This window comes from Pseudoalteromonas lipolytica, from assembly GCF_900116435.1.
Lineage (GTDB): Bacteria > Pseudomonadota > Gammaproteobacteria > Enterobacterales > Alteromonadaceae > Pseudoalteromonas > Pseudoalteromonas lipolytica.
On sequence record NZ_FPAZ01000002.1, the window covers coordinates 64,817 to 82,401 of the forward strand.

Genomic DNA, 17,585 nt, shown 5'->3' on the forward strand with positions numbered 1-17,585 from the left:
AACCTGTTAGGTTTGTAAAGGGGCTTTACAGTATTGTTAATAGCAGATGAAAGGATTGAAAAATACAGGCTAGGAAAGCGCGAATACTACCCTAAAAAATCCGCACTTTATCGTGATTTTATTGAAATTTTGTTAGTGATTTGAGATGTTACGCTCACGCATATTTTACAGGATTAACAATGAAAAAAGCAGTTATTACTTTGAGTGCTTTGGTATTGCCTTTAGCAGTATCAACCGCAGTCATGGGGTCGTCTGTTGAGCAAACTAAAGGCTCATTTGTTGACAAGTTCCGTCAACTTGATGAAGCACTTGCAACGCCTAACGTATACCGTAGCGCCGCGGGTGAACCCGGCGAAAACTACTGGCAACAGCAAGTAAATTACGACATTGATGTAAACCTTGATGAGAAAAAACGTCGCTTAACAGCGCGTCAAACTATCGAATATAAGAATAATTCACCTCACACATTAAAGTACCTTTGGTTACAATTAGACCAAAATATTTTTAAATCTGATTCAATTGCTGAGATGACCGCTACTTTCAATGGTAAAACATTGCAAGGTGACCCTCAGCCGAAAGCCACTAAATTGAGCTTAGGCCAGTTACGTCGTCAGCAATTTATGGCCGACAACGAGCTAGGTTTTCAAATCGCCAATGTTAAAGACGAAGACGGAAAAGAGCTTAAAGTAACCGTGGTTGATACCTTAATGCGTATTGACCTAAATGAGCCGCTTAAACCGGGTAAAGACGTTGAGTTCAGCATGGACTTCGCCTTTAACATTGTTGAAGAAGATGCGGTAGGCGCACGTTCAGGTTATGAACACTTTGAAGAAGACGGCAACGATATCTTCTTATTAGCACAGTGGTTCCCGCGTCTTGCTGCGTACACAGACTATGAAGCATGGACTAACAAAGCGTTCTTAGGAAGCGGTGAGTTTACACTGGAATTTGGTAATTATGATGTCGAAATCACCGTTCCTGCGGATCACATTGTATCGGCAACAGGTAAGCTAGATAACCCAGGCAGTGTATTAACACGTGCGCAGCGTAATCGTCTTGAAGAAGCTGAAAACGCTAAGCGCCCTGTATTTATCGTGACCGAAGAAGAAGCACTTGAGAACGAGAAAGAAGGCACCGACAAAACCAAAACATGGCACTTTAAAGCCGAGAACGTGCGTGACTTTGCATGGGCATCATCACGTAAGTTTATGTGGGATGCAAAAGGCTACCATCAAGGTGGTAAAGAACAGCCGTTAGTGATGGCAATGTCTTTCTATCCGAAAGAAGGCGGTGACCTGTGGAAGAAATATTCTACCGAAGCTGTTGTGCACACAATGGAAGTGTATTCACGCTTTTCGTTTGACTACCCTTACCCTGTGGCTCAATCAGTCAATGGCCCTGTTGGGGGGATGGAATACCCCATGATCACATTTAATGGTCCGCGTACAGAGCTTCAAGACGATGGCACCCGTACTTACTCTCAAGCTGAAAAACGTTTCTTAATTGGTGTTGTTATCCACGAAGTCGGTCACATTTACTTCCCGATGATTGTTAACTCAGACGAGCGTCAGTGGACGTGGATGGACGAAGGTCTAAACAGCTTCCTAGATGGTGTTGCGGGGCGCGAATGGGACCACACAATCCCTTGGGGTGTTGAGCCGCGTGATATTGTTGAATACATGAAGTCTGAAAACCAAGTACCCGTTATGACACAGTCTGACAGCGTATTACGTTTAGGACCTAATGCGTATACTAAACCTGCTGCTGCACTTAATATTTTACGTGAAGTGATTCTGGGTCGTGAGCTGTTTGACTTTGCATTTAAAGAGTACGCGCAGCGTTGGAAGTACAAACGCCCTACTCCTGCAGATTTCTTCCGTACTATGGAAGAGGCGTCAGGGGTTGATCTAGACTGGTTCTGGCGTGGTTGGTTCTACACCACAGACCATGTTGATATCTCGTTAGACAAGGTTTATCAACTGCGTTTAGACACAAAGAATCCTGATATCGACTTTAATCGTCTTCGCGACATTGAAGCTGATAAACCAATGCCATTATTCGTTAAACGCAATAAAGAAGAAGGCAAAAAGTTATGGGTTGAAGAAAACCCAGATGTCACAGATTTCTATGACGAAAACGACCGCTTTACAGTGACTAACAAAGAACGTAACGCGTATAACAAGTTCCTTAAGGGGTTAGAGCCGTGGGAGCGTAAAACGTTTGAACGTGCAATTAAGGAAGATAAAAACTACTATGTGCTTGAGTTTTCAAACTTAGGTGGCTTAGTGATGCCTATCTTATTAGAGCTGACCTATGAAGATGGCACGAAAGAAGAACAGTACATTCCTGCTGAAATCTGGCGTCGTAACCACAAGCACGTACAAAAGCTAATTATTACTGAAAAAGGTAAAAACTTAGTGTCTGTTACGGTTGACCCTCGCTGGGAAACAGCCGATGTTGATGTGGAAAACAATAACTACCCTCGTCGTATTATTCCATCGCGTATCGAAGTGTATAAGCGTGAGAAGAGTAAAGCGAAAGTGAGCCGTGATATCATGCAAGATATCAAAACTGAGCTGAAAAAAGACGACGAAAAAGATGCTGAGGAGCAAAAATAATGCGCTTTATAGCCATTATTTTCGCTTTATTACTGAGTGCGCCAACGATGGCGCACCAGTTAAAAGCGTCTGTGACTACGGTATTATTTAATAAACGCACTAATAACATAGAGCTAATGCATCGCTTTTATTTGCACGATACGGAGCATGCTGTTGAACATTTGTTTAATGGCAATGCCGATATCTTAAGTAACAAAGAAGATCAAAAGCGTTTTGCTGATTATGTTGAGTCACACATTGCACTGCAAACCTTAGAGGGCAAGCAACTTGAGCTTAAAAAAGTGGGAGCGCAAGTTGATGGTAAGTTCTTTTGGGTTTACCAAGAAGTCACCATCCCTGAAGGCATCAAAGGGATTCGTATGAGCAATGGCGCGTTACGTGATTTATGGCCTGCACAGGTCAATATGGTTAATATTGAAGGCAAAGGAAAGGTGAAAACACTTACCTTTAGCCAAGATGATAACTGGCTTGAAGCTAAATTTGAGTCAATTAAATAATAACCCTATCCGATAAAAAAGGATTTAAAAAGTCTATTTTTTAATCCTTTGATCCTTTAATTAACGGTTATCGTACACTATCTTATTAATGGGTCTTAAAATTTTCCCCCAATTCTCATATACAGGGATTTATATGAATATCCATGATAACAATATACGTGGTGTCATTTTCGATTTAGACGGCACCTTGGTTTCGTCAGAACTCGATTTTTCACTGATTAAAGCGCAAGTTGGCTGCCCGCTTGAAAAAGATTTGTTAGCCTTTATAGCCGCTTTACCTTCACCTTATATGCGCGAAGAAGCGATGAACATCGTGCATCAACATGAGCTTTTAGATGCGCAGCACTCGCATTTATTGCCAGGTGTTGCCAGTGCGGTTACTGCACTCAAAGAAAATAATATTCCAATGGCTATTGTTACGCGCAATTATGACCGTGCTGCAGCAATCAAACTTAAAAATAACCCTTTGCCAATCGAAACAGTGCTGACTCGCTCAGATGCGCCAGCAAAGCCAGATCCAAGTGCGCTCAATGCGATTGCAACGCTTTGGGAGCTTGATAAATCAGAGCTGTTGTATGTTGGCGATTATTTGTTTGATATTCAAGCGGCACATAATGCGAATATGCGTGCTTGTTTGTATGCGCCAGATGACATTCCTGACTATGCTGATCAGGCAGATTACATACTGCATCATTTTTCAGAGTTACCTAATTTAGTTGGCGCATTTCAACAAAATAAAGTGTTATGTTAAATAGCGCTTCCTTTAATTATTTCTGCATCGTTTTACTTAACTTTTTACGTTCAAGGTTGTCGCCTGAGTTGTTGTCTATTTAAGCGAGAACGATAAACAGACCTGGTACTAGCCCAAGCGACAATGAATTGCTAAAATATCGGCAATTATCAAATGTATTCATAGAGGCATAAGATGGGCAGAGCATTTGAAGTCCGCAAAAACGCCATGGCTAAAACGGCCAATGCAAAAACAAAAGTAAATTCTAAGTACGGTAAAGAGATCTACGTTGTTGCAAAGAATGGTGAACCCGACCCAGAAGTAAACCAAGCATTAAAACGCATTATTGAACGTGCAAAACGTGATCAGGTTCCTGCGCATGTAATCGAAAATGCCATCAAAAAAGCAGCCGGTGGAGCAGGGGAAGACTACTCTCCAGCACGTTACGAAGGGTATGGCCCAGGTAACTGTATGGTGATTGTTGACTGTTTAACAGACAACCCTAACCGCACAATTAAAGATGTGCGTTTACCGTTCACTAAAACTGACTCAAAAATTGGGACGCCTGGTTGTGTCGCGCACATGTTCGATCACTTCGCGGTTCTTGGTTTTGCTGGCGAAGATGACGAAGTGGTACTCGAAGCCCTAATGATGGCTGATGTTGACGTGACGGATGTCGAAGTAGAAGACGGCAAAGTGTCAGTATTTGCACCGCATACAGAATACTACAAAGCAAAAACAGCACTTGAAGAAGCGTTTGAAGGTATTACATTTGAAATAGACGAAATCACGTTTGTTCCACAAGTACATACTGAGATCACTGATCCAGATGATATTGCTAATTTTGAAAAGTTCATCACGATGTTAGATGACTGTGATGACGTTCAAAACGTTTATCACAATGCGATTGTCAAAAACTAATTTTAAAAAATTAGCACGTAAAAAGGGGCATTTGATAACAAATGCCCCTTTTTTGATCAATTTTTATTAGCCGATGAATGGCCATTATTCACTGTATTTATTCCGTTAAATAACAATATCAAGCTGAAAAAATACTGAATTATTGTAGGGATAACATGAGTCGCAAGCGTGTAAGACAGCGCTCACTAACGACTGTATAGATATAAAAGTAGGCGCAATTGCCGAGCACAACTCAATACAAAATTTTTGTCTTGTTATCAACGATGTATTATTGCCTCAAAATAGACCACTTAATTAAGCGAAATGGTATATATACATGCGTTTATTGATTTTTAGACGAAAAAAAGCAGCCCGAAGGCTGCAAAGAACGACACATCAAACTCGAAAGGGAGTGAGAAAAGTGATTAATGTTGAGACTTATACTTTATACGAAACGCATGCAGTAATGGTTCAGTATAACCACTTGGCTGTTTAACGCCTTCTAAAACAAGGGCTAATGCTGCTTGGTACGCAACACTTTGTGCTAGGCTTTCGGCTGAGTCAGCCATATTGGTGTAAGCTGGATCCCCTTCGTTTTGCCCATCGACGACTTTAGCCATACGTGCCATCGTTTTACGAATTTGCTCTTCATTGCATACACCATGATACAGCCAGTTCGCCATATGCTGGCTTGAAATACGCAGCGTTGCACGGTCTTCCATTAAGCCTACATGGTTGATATCTGGCACTTTTGAGCAACCAATACCTTGATCAATCCAGCGCACAACGTACCCTAAAATGCCTTGTGCATTGTTATCAAGCTCGGCTTGGATATCTTCTTTTGATAACGTACTTGGGTCTTTCATCAGTGGGGGGGTAAGTAAGCGTGTGAGGCTTGCTTCTTTACGGTCCATCAGTGTCTTTTGACAGGCAAATACATCAATATCATGATAATGCATTGCATGCAGTGTAGCCGCAGTAGGAGAGGGCACCCACGCGGTATTAGCCCCGCTTTTCGGGTGGCCAATTTTTTGTTCCATCATCAACGCCATTTTATCAGGCATTGGCCACATACCTTTACCAATTTGCGCTTTACCACTGAGGCCTGTTGCAAGGCCAATATCGACATTACGGTCTTCGTAAGCACTGATCCAAGGTTCTAGTTTTATAGCGCCTTTAGGCAGTACGACACCTGCTTGCATTGAGGTATGAATTTCATCACCTGTACGGTCTAAGAAACCTGTGTTAATAAACACAACACGGTTTTTAGCTTCGTAAATACAGGCTTTTAAATTTGCTGAAGTGCGGCGCTCTTCGTCCATAATCCCCATTTTTATGGTGTTTGCAGGTAAACCAAGCATCTGTTCAACACGTGTAAATAGGGTATTGGTGAAGGCCACTTCTTCTGGGCCGTGCATTTTGGGTTTAACAATATTGATGCTGTGAGCTGACGAATTTTTAAGGCCGTGCGTGCCTTTTAAGTCATGCAGGGCTGCGGTACTGGTGATGATGGCATCCATTATGCCTTCAAACACATCATTCCCCTCGCTATCTTGAATTGCTGGGTTTGTCATTAAGTGGCCTACGTTACGCACAAACATCATGCTTCGCCCTTTTAGGGTCACCGTTTCGCCATTAATACCCTGATATTGGCGGTCTTCAGCTAAGCGACGTTCAATAGTCTTCCCATCTTTGTTGAATGCTTCAACAAGGTTGCCTTGCATCAAACCAAGCCAGTTTTTGTAGACATTAACTTTGTCTTCAGCATCGACCGCAGCAACAGAATCTTCGCAGTCCATAATGGTGGTTAGTGCTGCTTCAAGTACAACATCTTTGAGGCCCGCTTTGTCTGCTTGTCCAATTGGGTGATGATGATCGATTTGTAGCTCAACATGTAAGCCATTATTTTTCAAAAGAATAGCACTCGGATTTTGTGCTTCACCTTGATAACCAACCAATTGCTCTGGGTGTGCCAGACGCACTTGGCTGCTATCACGCAAGGTGATAAGTAGCTCGTTATTCACAATGGCGTAACTGGTACTTTCAATGTGTGAGCCATTGGCTAAAGGCAGCGCTTTATCAAGGAATTGGCGTGCAAAAGCCATTACTTTAAAGCCTCGCACAGGATTGTATGCAGTGCCTTTTTCTGCGCCATCGTCTTCACTGAGCACGTCGGTGCCGTACAACGCATCGTACAAGGAGCCCCAGCGTGCATTAGCTGCATTCAGTGAAAAGCGTGCATTACTAACAGGCACAACTAACTGAGGGCCTGCTGTATTGGCTATTTCGGGCTCTACGTGTTCGGTTTCAATTTTGAAACTGGCGGGCTCTGGCACCAGGTAGCCAATCTCCTCAAGGAAACGTTGGTAATTGGCTGCATCCCATACCGGCTGCTGTTTATGGTAGTTATCAATCTTGGCTTGCAGTTGTTCGCGTTTTTCTAAAAGCGCCCGATTGATAGGAGTTAACTCATTAACAATATCGGCAAAGCCTTGCCAAAACGCAGCTGGAGAAATGTCTGTACCAGGTAGCAATTGTTGTTCAACGAACTGTGCTAGCTGCTGGTCAACACTTAACCCATTTAGTGAGAGAGTGGTGGTCATAATAGTGTCCTTTAAACGGTCGTAATTCGATCAGTCATGACTCAACCATATCGTAAAAAAGGGTAAATGGCAGGCTAAATGTCATTCACCAAAAATATAGTGGCAATAACAACTATAAATTTACTAAATCCAAAAAATCGGCCTAATGTTGATTTAAGCGCTACGGAGCGAACACTTCTTAGCCACTCTCACTAACAAAAAAGATTAAATGAACCCGTTCGAAGGATTTTTATTATGACTACATATCAACGCGAAACAGATAACTTAGCGACTTTATGCCAAAGCCAGGGCAAAACGTGGCAATCAATTAACCCTGAATATGCAAGCCGCATGCGTTTACAAAACCGTTTTCGTACAGGGTTAGACATCGCACAGTATACAGCAGATATCATGCGCGCCGATATGGCAGCATACGATGCAGACCACAGCCAATACACGCAATCTTTAGGGTGTTGGCACGGTTTTACTGCACAACAAATGATGATGGCGATTAAACGTCATAATAAAACAACGAAACGCAGCTACGTGTATTTAAGTGGTTGGATGGTTGCTGCACTGCGCTCAGAGTTCGGTCCATTACCTGACCAAAGCATGCACGAAAAGACTTCTGTTCCAGCGCTAATTGAAGAAATTTACACGTTCTTAAAGCAAGCAGATGCACGTGAGCTTGATCACCTTTATAAAGACCTCGATGCGGCGAAAGCAAACGGCGGAGACGTACAAGCAGTCCTTGATAAAATTGATAACTTTGAAAGCCACGTAGTGCCAATTATTGCCGATATCGATGCTGGTTTCGGTAATGAAGAAGCAACATACCTACTTGCGAAGAAAATGATTGAAGCAGGTGCGTGTGCGATTCAAATTGAAAACCAAGTATCTGATGCAAAACAATGTGGTCATCAAGCGGGTAAAGTAACCGTTCCACATGAAGATTTCTTAGCAAAAATCAATGCGGTTCGTTATGCATTCCTAGAGCTAGGCATTGATAACGGTATTATTGTTGCGCGTACTGACTCACTAGGTGCAAGCTTGACACAAAAAGTACCTGTATCTAAAGCGCCTGGCGACTTGGCAAGCCAATATACTTCATTCTTAGAAACAACGCCTGTAAACAGTGTTGATGAGTTAAACGAAGGCGACACAGCAATGAAGCTGAATGGCCAACTATGTAAACCAACACGTTTAGACAATGGTTTATACCAATTCCGTGAAGGAACAGAGAAAGACCGCGTTGTACTCGACTGTGTAACAAGCTTGCAATCAGGCGCAGATTTACTGTGGATTGAGACAGAAAAACCAAACGTTAAACAAATTGCAGAGCTTGTTAACCGCGTTAAAGAGCACGTGCCAAATGCGAAGCTTGTATACAATAACTCACCTTCGTTCAATTGGACGCTTAAGTTCCGTGAGCAAGTATACGCTGAATGGCAAGAGCAAGGTAAAGACCTATCTGCATACCCAAGCATTGATGACAACAAAGCATTAATGGCACCAGAAATGGATGATACTGAGCTTGCTGCAGCGGCTGATGTGCTTGTTCAAAACTTCCAACGAGATGGTGCGCGTGAAGCCGGTATTTTCCATCACTTAATTACACTGCCGACTTACCACACTGCGGCGCTAAGCACAGATATCCTATCAGAAGGTTATTTTGGTGACTTAGGAATGCTAGCGTATGTTCGCGATGTTCAACGTCAAGAAATCCGTCGTGAGCAAGCGTCAGTGAAACACCAAGACTTAGCAGGTTCTAATATTGGTGATACGCACAAAGAGTACTTCTCTGGTGAAAACGCACTGAAAGCGGGCGGTGAAGCAAACACCATGAACCAGTTCTAACCAAGTTGTAATATTCCTTTATAGCTATTCAATAATGTTGTTAGGGGCCTTCGGGCCCTTTTTCACTTTTAGTTATCAGTCTTCAGACTCGCATCCCGTAACTCGCATCTCGCACCTCGCACCTCGCACCTCTCATCTCGCACCTCTCATCTCGCATCTCGTATCTCGCACCTCGCATCTCGTATCCCGCACCTCGTATCCCGCATCTTGCACCTCGCATCTCAGATCAGAGTTTAACTAAGTCTTGGATCAGCCATTTACTAGCTTTTAGAAAAGACAGATCACGCTTTTACCAGCCTGCATTTTTTGGATCAGGATTTAACTACCTCCGCTATTTCTTGGTTGATTCAGTCTATTTATTGCTTATAAGTCTGGGTAAAAGGCCAAAATTGGCTTTTATAGCTGATTATGGGCGGTAATTTGCGAGGAGAACTTCGTTTATAAACCGATTTTTTACCAACTTAAACGACCTACAAACCAAAATTTTACTAACTGATGCTAGGTTTTTAGCGGCACAAACCGATTTTTTACCAACTCAAGTTATTGATATTGGCCATAAACCGATTTTTTACTAACTGATGAGGAGACTATGTCCGATATTTGAGAAATGTATGTAAGGAGTTACTTACATATGTACTGTAAAGGGGGTTTACAATAATGGTTAAGAGTAAAGTCAAAAAGTAACAGCGGGTTTACCCCGCGTAATGGTTTTATTCATGACACGGCATAAAGCCACTGCTACTGGTATGTGCGAAACTATTTTACATTTTATGCTTTGCAAGTGACGCGATATAAAATCGCGTCTAATACTTTTTGCGATAAGTTAAACGAAACTGCGTCACGAAATCAGTTCACCTTGCGCAAATGAAACGTTCTTGCTTCGCTCTATGTTGTTAATCATTTCCACTGTTCTTATCAAACCACCATTGAATATACGCTACTTTGCTCATTAAGTTTGATGGACGAGCTGTAATGCCATGTGACGCATTTGGAATGCGTACCATTGCCGTATCAACACCTTGTAGCTTTAACGCTTGATAGAATTGCTCTGTTTCAGAAATCGGCGTGCGATAATCAGACTCACCCGTTAATAGCATAGTAGGAGTTTTTACATTACCTACATAACTAATGGGTGAGCGTTTCATATAATGCTCAATATTGTCCCAAGGTTTGCCCGGAAACCAATAATCAGCAAAGAAAGGATAGTAGTCGGCAGTTAGTACAAAACTGATCCAATTGATAACCGGCTTCGCAACAACGGCAGCTGCAAAGCGATCAGTATGACCCACAATCCATGCCGTCAATACGCCACCACCTGAGCCTCCAGTAACAAACAGTTTGCTTTCATCAATAAAGCCTTTAGCGATAACCGCATCGACACCTGTCATCAAGTCATCAAAGTCATTGCTTGGGTAGTTATGATGAATTGTTTGCGCAAACTCTTTACCGTATGAGTCACTGCCACGTGGGTTCATGTATAGAACGACATTGCCCTTCGCAGCAAACAACTGAACTTCAGGGCTAAAGTGAGGTCCATAGTTTGCAACGGGCCCACCATGGATTTCGAGTACCAATGGGTACTTTTTGTTTTTATCAAAGCCAGGAGGGTAGGCAATCCACCCTTGAACAGCTAAGCCATCATGGCTTGATTTAACCCAAATTTCTTCCACTTTAGCCAGCTCTTTGTTGCCAAGTGCATCTTCGTTAAGTTGAGTTAAACGATTCACTTTACCGCGTTTAATTAATGCAATATCTGCAGGGCGCTGAGTGTCAGCCAGTGTAATTGCAACATCACCGTCTTCGCTTACATCAAAATCTCCGCCTGAATACGGGCGACCAAATGCCACACTGCCTATCTTCTCGGTAATAACCTTGTGTTTACCGTTTCGAGGTTGGTACGCTAAATGCGTTTTCCCTTCGCTGTCATAGCTAAAGTAAATGCCTCTACTGTCATCATCCCACTTAATTTCTTCAACGCTACGGTCAAGGTCTGTTGTTAAAACTGAGGTCTCACCAGACTTAAAATCAAGAAGGTAAATGTCACTGTTTTCATAGTTTGTTTTTTTATCATCGTAGCCTGTGTAGGCAAGGTATCGGCCATTGGGAGAGACTGCTGGTCGTGAGTCAGGACCTACCCGGTCGGTCACCTGTGAAATTGATAAGTCAGCTACGTTTAATTTGTAAATTTCCGAGTTAGTAGGTTTTAACTCATGATCTTCATGACGATTAGCTGAAAAATAAAAAGCATCACCCGTTTCGTTAAAGCTAATTGAGCCGCCATGATCAAAGTTACCAAAGCTCAGCTGACGCGCGTTACCGCCAGTTGCACTGATCATGAAAAAATGGCGATAACCCGCCTTTGTATAACCGCCCCCATCGGCACGGTAATAGACGTCATCAATATATTTTGCAGGCTCCGCCCACTTAGCGCCTTCAGGCTTGCCCGGTAAAGACACAGGGCCGGCTGATTTTTCAGGAACAAATTGGCTAAACACCAAATTTTTACCATCTGGCGTCCATGTTAAACCACCCGGACTTTGCGTTAGGTTACTAATTTTTGCGACATTCCCTGTTTTTAGCCACTTAACATAAATTTGGCTACTCCCATCACGGGTTGAAATAAATGCCAAGCGAGTTTCGTCAGGCGACAACACAGGTGAGTAATCCATATGTACGCCGGATGTAAGCGGTAGCATTGTTTTACCATCAGGATTAACCGACCAAATATTACTGACTTTGCGATCGGTTTTAATGTCCATTCGATTTCGTACGAAAAAAATGGTCTCGCCATTTTTTGTCATTTCTAATTGGTTCGCGTATTCAAGATCGAAGACATTTTCAAGTTGGAATGTGTTGCTAGTTTGTGCGTGGCTATAAAAGCTGGCTACAGCAAGTAACGCCAAAGACGCTTTGAACTTCATAATGATTCCTTGTTATTGGTCGGTGTATATTCTGTTATAAAGTAGCAAACCATAAAAATATAGTTCATTGCGATGAATGGAAAAATCAATAGACAGATGCCCAATTCCCTTCTATGTTGAACACACTATTTTTTTCTTAAGGAGCAGAAAATGATTGGTTACATAATGTTAGGCACGAATAACTTAGCTAAAGCGGTGAAGTTTTATGATGAACTTTTTTCTACCTTAAACGCTGAGCGCTTTTTAGAAACTGACCGCTTTGTGGCATGGAGCACAGGCCAAGATAAACCAGGCTTTGCAGTTACAAAACCTTATAATGATGAAAAAGCCACTGTTGGTAACGGTACGATGATTGCAATTGCCGTTGAAACACCAGCTCAAGTTGATGAATTTTATAAAAAAGCCATTGAACTCGGTGGAACAGATGAAGGTGCTCCGGGTCCTCGCGAAATGCCCGGTTTCTATGCCGGTTACTTTAGAGACCTAGATGGTAATAAACTTAATGTGTTTTGTTTTACACATGGGTGAGGAAAGTGAGCAGGCGCTAGGCACTAGAAAATAGGGCCTAGCAAATGTAGCAGCGGCTGTTGTTCGGCGCTAAAGCACCTCCTACCTCGCACCTCGCATCTCGCACCTCGCACCTGCAACATTGCACAAATGGTGACGGACTCGCGCGAAATAAATTTCACGCCTACAAGAAAATCGTGCGGTTATCTTAGCAGTGATGAAGCGGCTGTTGTTCGGCGCTAAAGCACCTCCTACCTCGCACCTCGCATCTCGCACCTCGCATCTCGCACTTCGCATCTCGCTCCTCGCACTTCGCATCTCGCACTTCGCATCTCGCACCTCGCACCTGCAAGATTGCACAACTGGTGATGGCCTCGCGCGAAATAAATTTCACGCCTACAAGAAAATCGTGGGGTTATCTTAGCAGTGATGAAGCGGTTTTTGTTCGGCGCTAAAGCACCTCCTACCTCGCACCTCGACTATCTAACCACTAACCACTAACCACTAACCACTAACCACTAACCACTAACCACTAACCACTAACCACTAACCACTAACCATCGAAAGCTGACAGCTAAAGTCAGAACTCCTACACACTTCTACTTATTTTTATTACACTGCTGCTATACAAAATAATTATAAAAATAAGAGTAGTAGTATGACGTCGAAATTGCTTAAATCGCTTTCTTGTTTATTTGCTTTAAGCCTTGTGGGTTGTGGTGGGGGTGAGGTGTATACCGCGCCTGCAAAGGATGAATTTGCTCATGGTGATGAGTTATTAAGTGCCGCAGCATTGACTGAAGATGCCAGTCACTCTCTACTCGCAACTGAGTCTAAAGTGTGTGTTTGGGATAATCAGTTAAAAGCACGTCTATACGATTGCATAACAGGGCAGGGCGCTGAGCATATAGAGCTTGCGGGGTTTAGTGCTAACAAATCGCGTTTTTATATTTCTAATCGTTTATCGGTGACCTTATTTGATACCCGCACGGGTCGAAGTATTGGCTCTTGGCTAACAGGGCAGGAGATAGCCAGAGATATCGCTATTTCAGCGTCAGGCGATACATTAGTGATTGCTTATCGTAGCGGCAAGGCTGAGGTAATAAATACCCGTACGGGCGATACTAAGTGCTTTGACATTCATCGTCTTGATATTAATAGTGTGGCGTTGTCGGCTGATGGGCTATGGGCGTTTACCGGCTCGAGCGACAAATACGTTAAGCTTTGGTCAACGAGTGATGGCAGTACACGCTTTGAACAGCGTTTAGCTACCAGAGTGAATCGCGTCACCTTAAATAAAGCAGGCACGTTAGGCTTTGCAATCGACTCGGTCGATGACCGAATTTTCTTTGATTTAGCCAATAAAAAAGAACTTGCTGAGGTAGCCTCATACTCTAACTTTATTGAGTTCACTGCATCGCAATTTATCAATCAAGACAAATGGCTATTAACGGGATCGCCAAAAATGAAGATGCGATTATACCGTGTTGCTGATGGCGAGCTAATCGCTGAATATGAAGCAAAACAGCAGCGCCAACGTACCTCGGTGCTGAGTGTGGCTTACGATGGTACGCAGTTGTATTCAGAAACCAGTGACGGTCTATTACAGGCTTGGCCGTTTGAGCCAAAAAGCAGCAAATAGCAGATAAAACAAAAACGCCTACTTTAAGTAGGCGTTTTTTAGATTTCTAATTTTAACTAGTAATCAAATTTATGCTTGGTAAACAAGCTTTGTACTTGTTGCCATACTGCACCCGGTTTACCGTCACCCACCAATTTACCGTTCACTTTTACCACTGGGCCCACTTCTTTGGTGGCGCTGGTGATCCACACTTCGTCGGCATCGAGTAGCTCATCTTTGCTTATAATGCGCTCTTGCACCTTAAAATCACTGTGGCTGTGTAAAATATTGAGGATTAACCAGCGAGTGATCCCCGGTAAAATTTGGTTATCAAGAGGTGGAGTGCTGATCGCCCCCTCTTTTACAATAAACACATTACTTGAGCTGGCTTCGGTAATTTCTTCTAAGCGGTTAAATAAAATTGTTTCTTTGTTGCCCGCTGCTGCGCCATGTTGGTAATGCATAACATTGCCAAGTAGCGCTGTTGATTTTATATGGCAGCGTTGCCAACGACGGTCTTGCTCAAGTGATACCGTGTACGTTGTTGCACTGTCGATATCGCTTTTGGGCTCTGCAGGAATTTCAAAGGCAAAGGCGAATACGGTTGGCGTGATATTGCTTGGGTAGCCGTGGGCGCGTTTTGTGTCGGCACCACGACTAACATGCAAGTAAATGCCGAGGTTATCACCGTGGTTTTTTTCGCATAAATCGTTACAGATTTTACGCCACGTATCAGCACTGTAATCTAGCTTTATTTCGAGCTCATTTAAGCCGTTATTCATGCGTTCGATATGCGCACCAAAGCCGAGCATTTTACCGTTGTAAGATGGGATCACTTCATAGATGCCATCGCCAAATAAAAAGCCGCGATCCATTGGTGAAATCTTTGCTTCATCAGCACTTAGGTATTCACCGTTTAGGTATACCGTACCCATTGTTAAACCTCATTCTGTCTAGTAAGTTGGCGAAGCCGAGTTATTAATTGTTGGCCATGCATTGCATGAAGGCCGTCTTCAGTGAGCTCGTTTTTATGGGTAACACCATCTACACTGCCGCGCTCACTTAGGTATTGCAAAATGTTCAAAGGCTCTATATCAGCCAAAAAATCGGTGTTATGCCAGCGGCTTAAAAATGCGATAAGGCCATAGGCTGCCCAGTTAGATACATCGGCAAGTAGTAATTCATCGCAAGGCGTTACACTGGGTGTTATGTTGAGCCCATGCATATGCTTTGCAAGATTACCCATGCCAATTTCGTTGCCACCATCGCCTATTGCTATGGTTGGGCAGGTTGCTTCTGTTATAAAAAAATCAAAACAGCCACAGTGCTCCGAAATATCGATACCACGCATATTATAATAACGTTGATGCTCATTAAGCCCCGGACGTTCGATTGACAGTACGCAATCTGGCTTTAATTGCTCAAGCGCTTTAATGCTAAAAGTGCGGGCATTTTCAATACTGTTAATCGGCAATTCAAAACAGTTAAAATCGTTTTTTAATGCGCTGTAAAGGGGGTTGCCAGTGACTAAAATGGGCTGTTTTCCTAGCTTGTCTAACACGCTATAAAGTGCAATTGCACCAACCGGGCCATCGGTTTCAAAGGTGTTATTAACCGCAAATCCAGTGCCAATTAATACCGGTCCATTTGCTTTATTTAATGCCTGAGCTGCGCGTAAGTACGTGCCGGTGCTTTGCATTGCGTATAAATGCTGCATACCACGTGGATTTTGTTCAACCATCATGGTTTCAATTTGTTGGCTGAGGGCTTCGTCGCTTAGGCTTGCTGACATAATGTTTTAATCTCTTGAATTAGGGCAATGCCTGCTTCGTTATCACCATGCACGCAGAGGCTATCTGCATTCAGCGTTAACTGTTGACCGCTTCGAGTGGTCACAGTACCGTGTTTAATCAACTGTTTAACTTGTGCGATTAACGCGGGCTTGTCGTGTACACTGCCAGCAAGGTTACGTGGCACAAGTGTACCTTCGTCGGTGTATTGGCGGTCGGCAAATGCCTCTAAAATAAGTTCTAAATTGAGTGCGCTTGCGTGTTCTTTGTGTTTATCTGCTTGATTGGTAGCTAAAATCATTAATTTTAATGACTTTGGGTAACTTGCAACGGCACGCATTACACTCTCTAAAATACGCTCATCACGCATCATGTCATTGTAAAGCGCGCCATGAGGTTTCACATAATTAAGTGTTAAACCATGCACTGCTGCCATGCCATCAATCGCCGCTATTTGGTAATGCAGGCAATTTATCAATTCTTGAGCGCTCATAGCCATTGAGCGGCGACCAAAACCTTGTTTATCGGGGTAGCTTGGATGAGCGCCAACAGTGACATTATGCTGCTTGGCAAGGGCTAATGTGTTTGCCATTACATCGGCATCACCCGCATGAAAACCACAGGCAATATTGGCCATATCAATATGCGGCATTACTTGCTCATCAAGGCCCATTTTCCACATGCCAAAGCTTTCGCCTAAATCGCAATTAAGTTTCATGGTCATTTTATAACGCCGCCATTCTACTGTTTGGAATATCGGTGATCAGCATATGACCTGGACTATGTGTAATGCAAAAATCGGGTGCTGCATTCGCAATAGCAATTTGTGGGGTGACACCACAGGCCCAAAACACCGGAACTTCGCCATTTTTAATGGTGACAGCATCGCCAAATTCAGGCTTATTTATATTTTTTATACCAATCGCTGCTGGGTCACCAAAATGAACTGGTGCGCCATGAACACTTGGAAAACGGCTACACACTTGAATAGCGCGAATCGCATCAGCAGGCTTCATTGGTCGCATACTTACGACCATATTTGCATGAAACATTCCTGCACTTTGACAGGGCATATTAGTCACATACATCGGCACATTTTTATGCTCGGTGATATTACGAATTTCAAGCCCTGCGGCAATCAATGCTTCTTCAAATGAGAATGAGCAGCCAATTAGGAAGGTCACTAAATCATCACGCCATACATCGCTTATGTCAGTGACTTCTTCAACCATTTGACCATTTTTGAATATGCGATAGCGAGGCAAGTCGCTGCGTATATCAATGTCTTCACCAACGGTTGGCATATCGGTTACACCTGGCGAGTGGCTGGTTGCAATAATAGGGCATGACTTAGGGTTGGCTTGGCTAAATTGCAAAAAGTCGAACGCATATTGTTTCGGTAAAATAACTAGATTTGCCTGCACGAAACCAGGAGCAAAGCCAGAAGTATGACCGCTGTAGTCACCTGCCCGCACCAATTTCCTAATCGCTGCTGGGGTCGTTAATGATGCATCTTTTTGCACGTGCCTCTCCTTCAGTATTTAGCTTGAACCAACCATAAC

At 43.1% G+C, this 17,585-nt stretch carries 13 protein-coding genes; 7 read left to right on the forward strand and 6 right to left on the reverse strand.

Going from position 1 to position 17,585, the window contains the following annotated elements; genetic code table 11:
- The first annotated feature begins 179 nt into the window (after positions 1 to 179).
- From BM378_RS01855 to BM378_RS01870, 4 genes are all read left to right on the forward strand, one after another.
- Positions 180 to 2,618 (forward strand): M1 family metallopeptidase, encoded by a 2,439-nt coding sequence (locus BM378_RS01855; protein WP_036972576.1) that lies wholly within the window; start codon positions 180 to 182, stop codon positions 2,616 to 2,618.
- Positions 2,618 to 3,115: a DUF6702 family protein gene (locus BM378_RS01860; protein ID WP_036972575.1), complete on the forward strand. Its 498-nt coding sequence runs from the start codon at positions 2,618 to 2,620 to the stop codon at positions 3,113 to 3,115. The genes BM378_RS01855 and BM378_RS01860 overlap by 1 nt, the downstream gene beginning before the upstream one ends.
- 133 nt (positions 3,116 to 3,248) lie before the next feature.
- Complete coding sequence (locus BM378_RS01865) at positions 3,249 to 3,866, forward strand: HAD family hydrolase (protein WP_036972573.1); 618 nt, start codon at positions 3,249 to 3,251, stop codon at positions 3,864 to 3,866.
- A gap of 174 nt (positions 3,867 to 4,040) precedes the next feature.
- The gene (locus BM378_RS01870; RefSeq protein ID WP_036972571.1) at positions 4,041 to 4,766 is read left to right on the forward strand and encodes a YebC/PmpR family DNA-binding transcriptional regulator; all 726 of its coding nucleotides are present in this window, start codon (positions 4,041 to 4,043) and stop codon (positions 4,764 to 4,766) included.
- A gap of 404 nt (positions 4,767 to 5,170) precedes the next feature.
- On the opposite strand, the gene BM378_RS01875 is transcribed toward BM378_RS01870, so the two are convergent.
- The gene (locus BM378_RS01875) at positions 5,171 to 7,348 is read right to left on the reverse strand and encodes a malate synthase G (RefSeq protein WP_074988433.1); all 2,178 of its coding nucleotides are present in this window, start codon (positions 7,346 to 7,348) and stop codon (positions 5,171 to 5,173) included.
- Between the two features lie 234 nt (positions 7,349 to 7,582).
- Between BM378_RS01875 and BM378_RS01880 the strand changes: the two genes are divergently transcribed.
- A complete protein-coding gene (locus BM378_RS01880) occupies positions 7,583 to 9,184 on the forward strand; it encodes an isocitrate lyase (RefSeq protein WP_036972569.1) in 1,602 nt (533 codons plus the stop codon).
- Between the two features lie 893 nt (positions 9,185 to 10,077).
- On the opposite strand, the gene BM378_RS01885 is transcribed toward BM378_RS01880, so the two are convergent.
- Positions 10,078 to 12,105, reverse strand: coding sequence for a S9 family peptidase (locus BM378_RS01885; RefSeq protein WP_065979218.1), 2,028 nt, complete (start codon positions 12,103 to 12,105; stop codon positions 10,078 to 10,080).
- A gap of 150 nt (positions 12,106 to 12,255) precedes the next feature.
- Between BM378_RS01885 and BM378_RS01890 the strand changes: the two genes are divergently transcribed.
- Both BM378_RS01890 and BM378_RS01895 read left to right on the forward strand, forming a co-directional pair.
- Positions 12,256 to 12,633, forward strand: coding sequence for a VOC family protein (locus BM378_RS01890; RefSeq protein ID WP_065979219.1), 378 nt, complete (start codon positions 12,256 to 12,258; stop codon positions 12,631 to 12,633).
- A gap of 637 nt (positions 12,634 to 13,270) precedes the next feature.
- Positions 13,271 to 14,254: a WD40 repeat domain-containing protein gene (locus BM378_RS01895; protein ID WP_074988434.1), complete on the forward strand. Its 984-nt coding sequence runs from the start codon at positions 13,271 to 13,273 to the stop codon at positions 14,252 to 14,254.
- Between the two features lie 56 nt (positions 14,255 to 14,310).
- Here the strand turns inward: BM378_RS01895 and BM378_RS01900 are convergent, their stop codons facing one another.
- Genes BM378_RS01900 through BM378_RS01915 form a run of 4 tightly spaced genes read right to left on the reverse strand, consistent with a single transcriptional unit; the run spans position 14,311 to position 17,546 of the window.
- Positions 14,311 to 15,168 carry an aminotransferase class IV gene (locus BM378_RS01900; RefSeq protein WP_074988436.1) on the reverse strand — a complete coding sequence of 286 codons (858 nt, stop codon included), beginning with the start codon at positions 15,166 to 15,168 and terminating at the stop codon, positions 14,311 to 14,313.
- A 2-nt stretch (positions 15,169 to 15,170) separates the two neighbouring features.
- The gene (locus BM378_RS01905) at positions 15,171 to 16,025 is read right to left on the reverse strand and encodes a glutamate cyclase domain-containing protein (protein WP_074988438.1); all 855 of its coding nucleotides are present in this window, start codon (positions 16,023 to 16,025) and stop codon (positions 15,171 to 15,173) included.
- On the reverse strand, positions 16,010 to 16,741 hold the full coding sequence (locus tag BM378_RS01910; RefSeq protein ID WP_074988573.1) for a 5-oxoprolinase subunit PxpA: 732 nt from the start codon (positions 16,739 to 16,741) through the stop codon (positions 16,010 to 16,012). Before BM378_RS01910 ends, BM378_RS01905 begins: the two co-directional genes overlap by 16 nt.
- A 7-nt stretch (positions 16,742 to 16,748) precedes the next feature.
- A complete protein-coding gene (locus BM378_RS01915; protein WP_036972558.1) occupies positions 16,749 to 17,546 on the reverse strand; it encodes a putative hydro-lyase in 798 nt (265 codons plus the stop codon).
- Positions 17,547 to 17,585 lie beyond the last annotated feature (39 nt).

What these genes read in the sequence shown, in the direction of transcription:
- BM378_RS01855 (WP_036972576.1), top strand. Translation starts at nt 180, where the DNA reads ATGAAAAAAGCAGTTATTACTTTGAGTGCTTTGGTATTGCCTTTAGCA.
- BM378_RS01860 (WP_036972575.1), top strand. Translation starts at nt 2,618, where the DNA reads ATGCGCTTTATAGCCATTATTTTCGCTTTATTACTGAGTGCGCCAACG.
- BM378_RS01865 (WP_036972573.1), top strand. Translation starts at nt 3,249, where the DNA reads ATGAATATCCATGATAACAATATACGTGGTGTCATTTTCGATTTAGAC.
- BM378_RS01870 (WP_036972571.1), top strand. Translation starts at nt 4,041, where the DNA reads ATGGGCAGAGCATTTGAAGTCCGCAAAAACGCCATGGCTAAAACGGCC.
- BM378_RS01875 (WP_074988433.1), bottom strand. Translation starts at nt 7,348, where the DNA reads ATGACCACCACTCTCTCACTAAATGGGTTAAGTGTTGACCAGCAGCTA.
- BM378_RS01880 (WP_036972569.1), top strand. Translation starts at nt 7,583, where the DNA reads ATGACTACATATCAACGCGAAACAGATAACTTAGCGACTTTATGCCAA.
- BM378_RS01885 (WP_065979218.1), bottom strand. Translation starts at nt 12,105, where the DNA reads ATGAAGTTCAAAGCGTCTTTGGCGTTACTTGCTGTAGCCAGCTTTTAT.
- BM378_RS01890 (WP_065979219.1), top strand. Translation starts at nt 12,256, where the DNA reads ATGATTGGTTACATAATGTTAGGCACGAATAACTTAGCTAAAGCGGTG.
- BM378_RS01895 (WP_074988434.1), top strand. Translation starts at nt 13,271, where the DNA reads ATGACGTCGAAATTGCTTAAATCGCTTTCTTGTTTATTTGCTTTAAGC.
- BM378_RS01900 (WP_074988436.1), bottom strand. Translation starts at nt 15,168, where the DNA reads ATGGGTACGGTATACCTAAACGGTGAATACCTAAGTGCTGATGAAGCA.
- BM378_RS01905 (WP_074988438.1), bottom strand. Translation starts at nt 16,025, where the DNA reads ATGTCAGCAAGCCTAAGCGACGAAGCCCTCAGCCAACAAATTGAAACC.
- BM378_RS01910 (WP_074988573.1), bottom strand. Translation starts at nt 16,741, where the DNA reads ATGAAACTTAATTGCGATTTAGGCGAAAGCTTTGGCATGTGGAAAATG.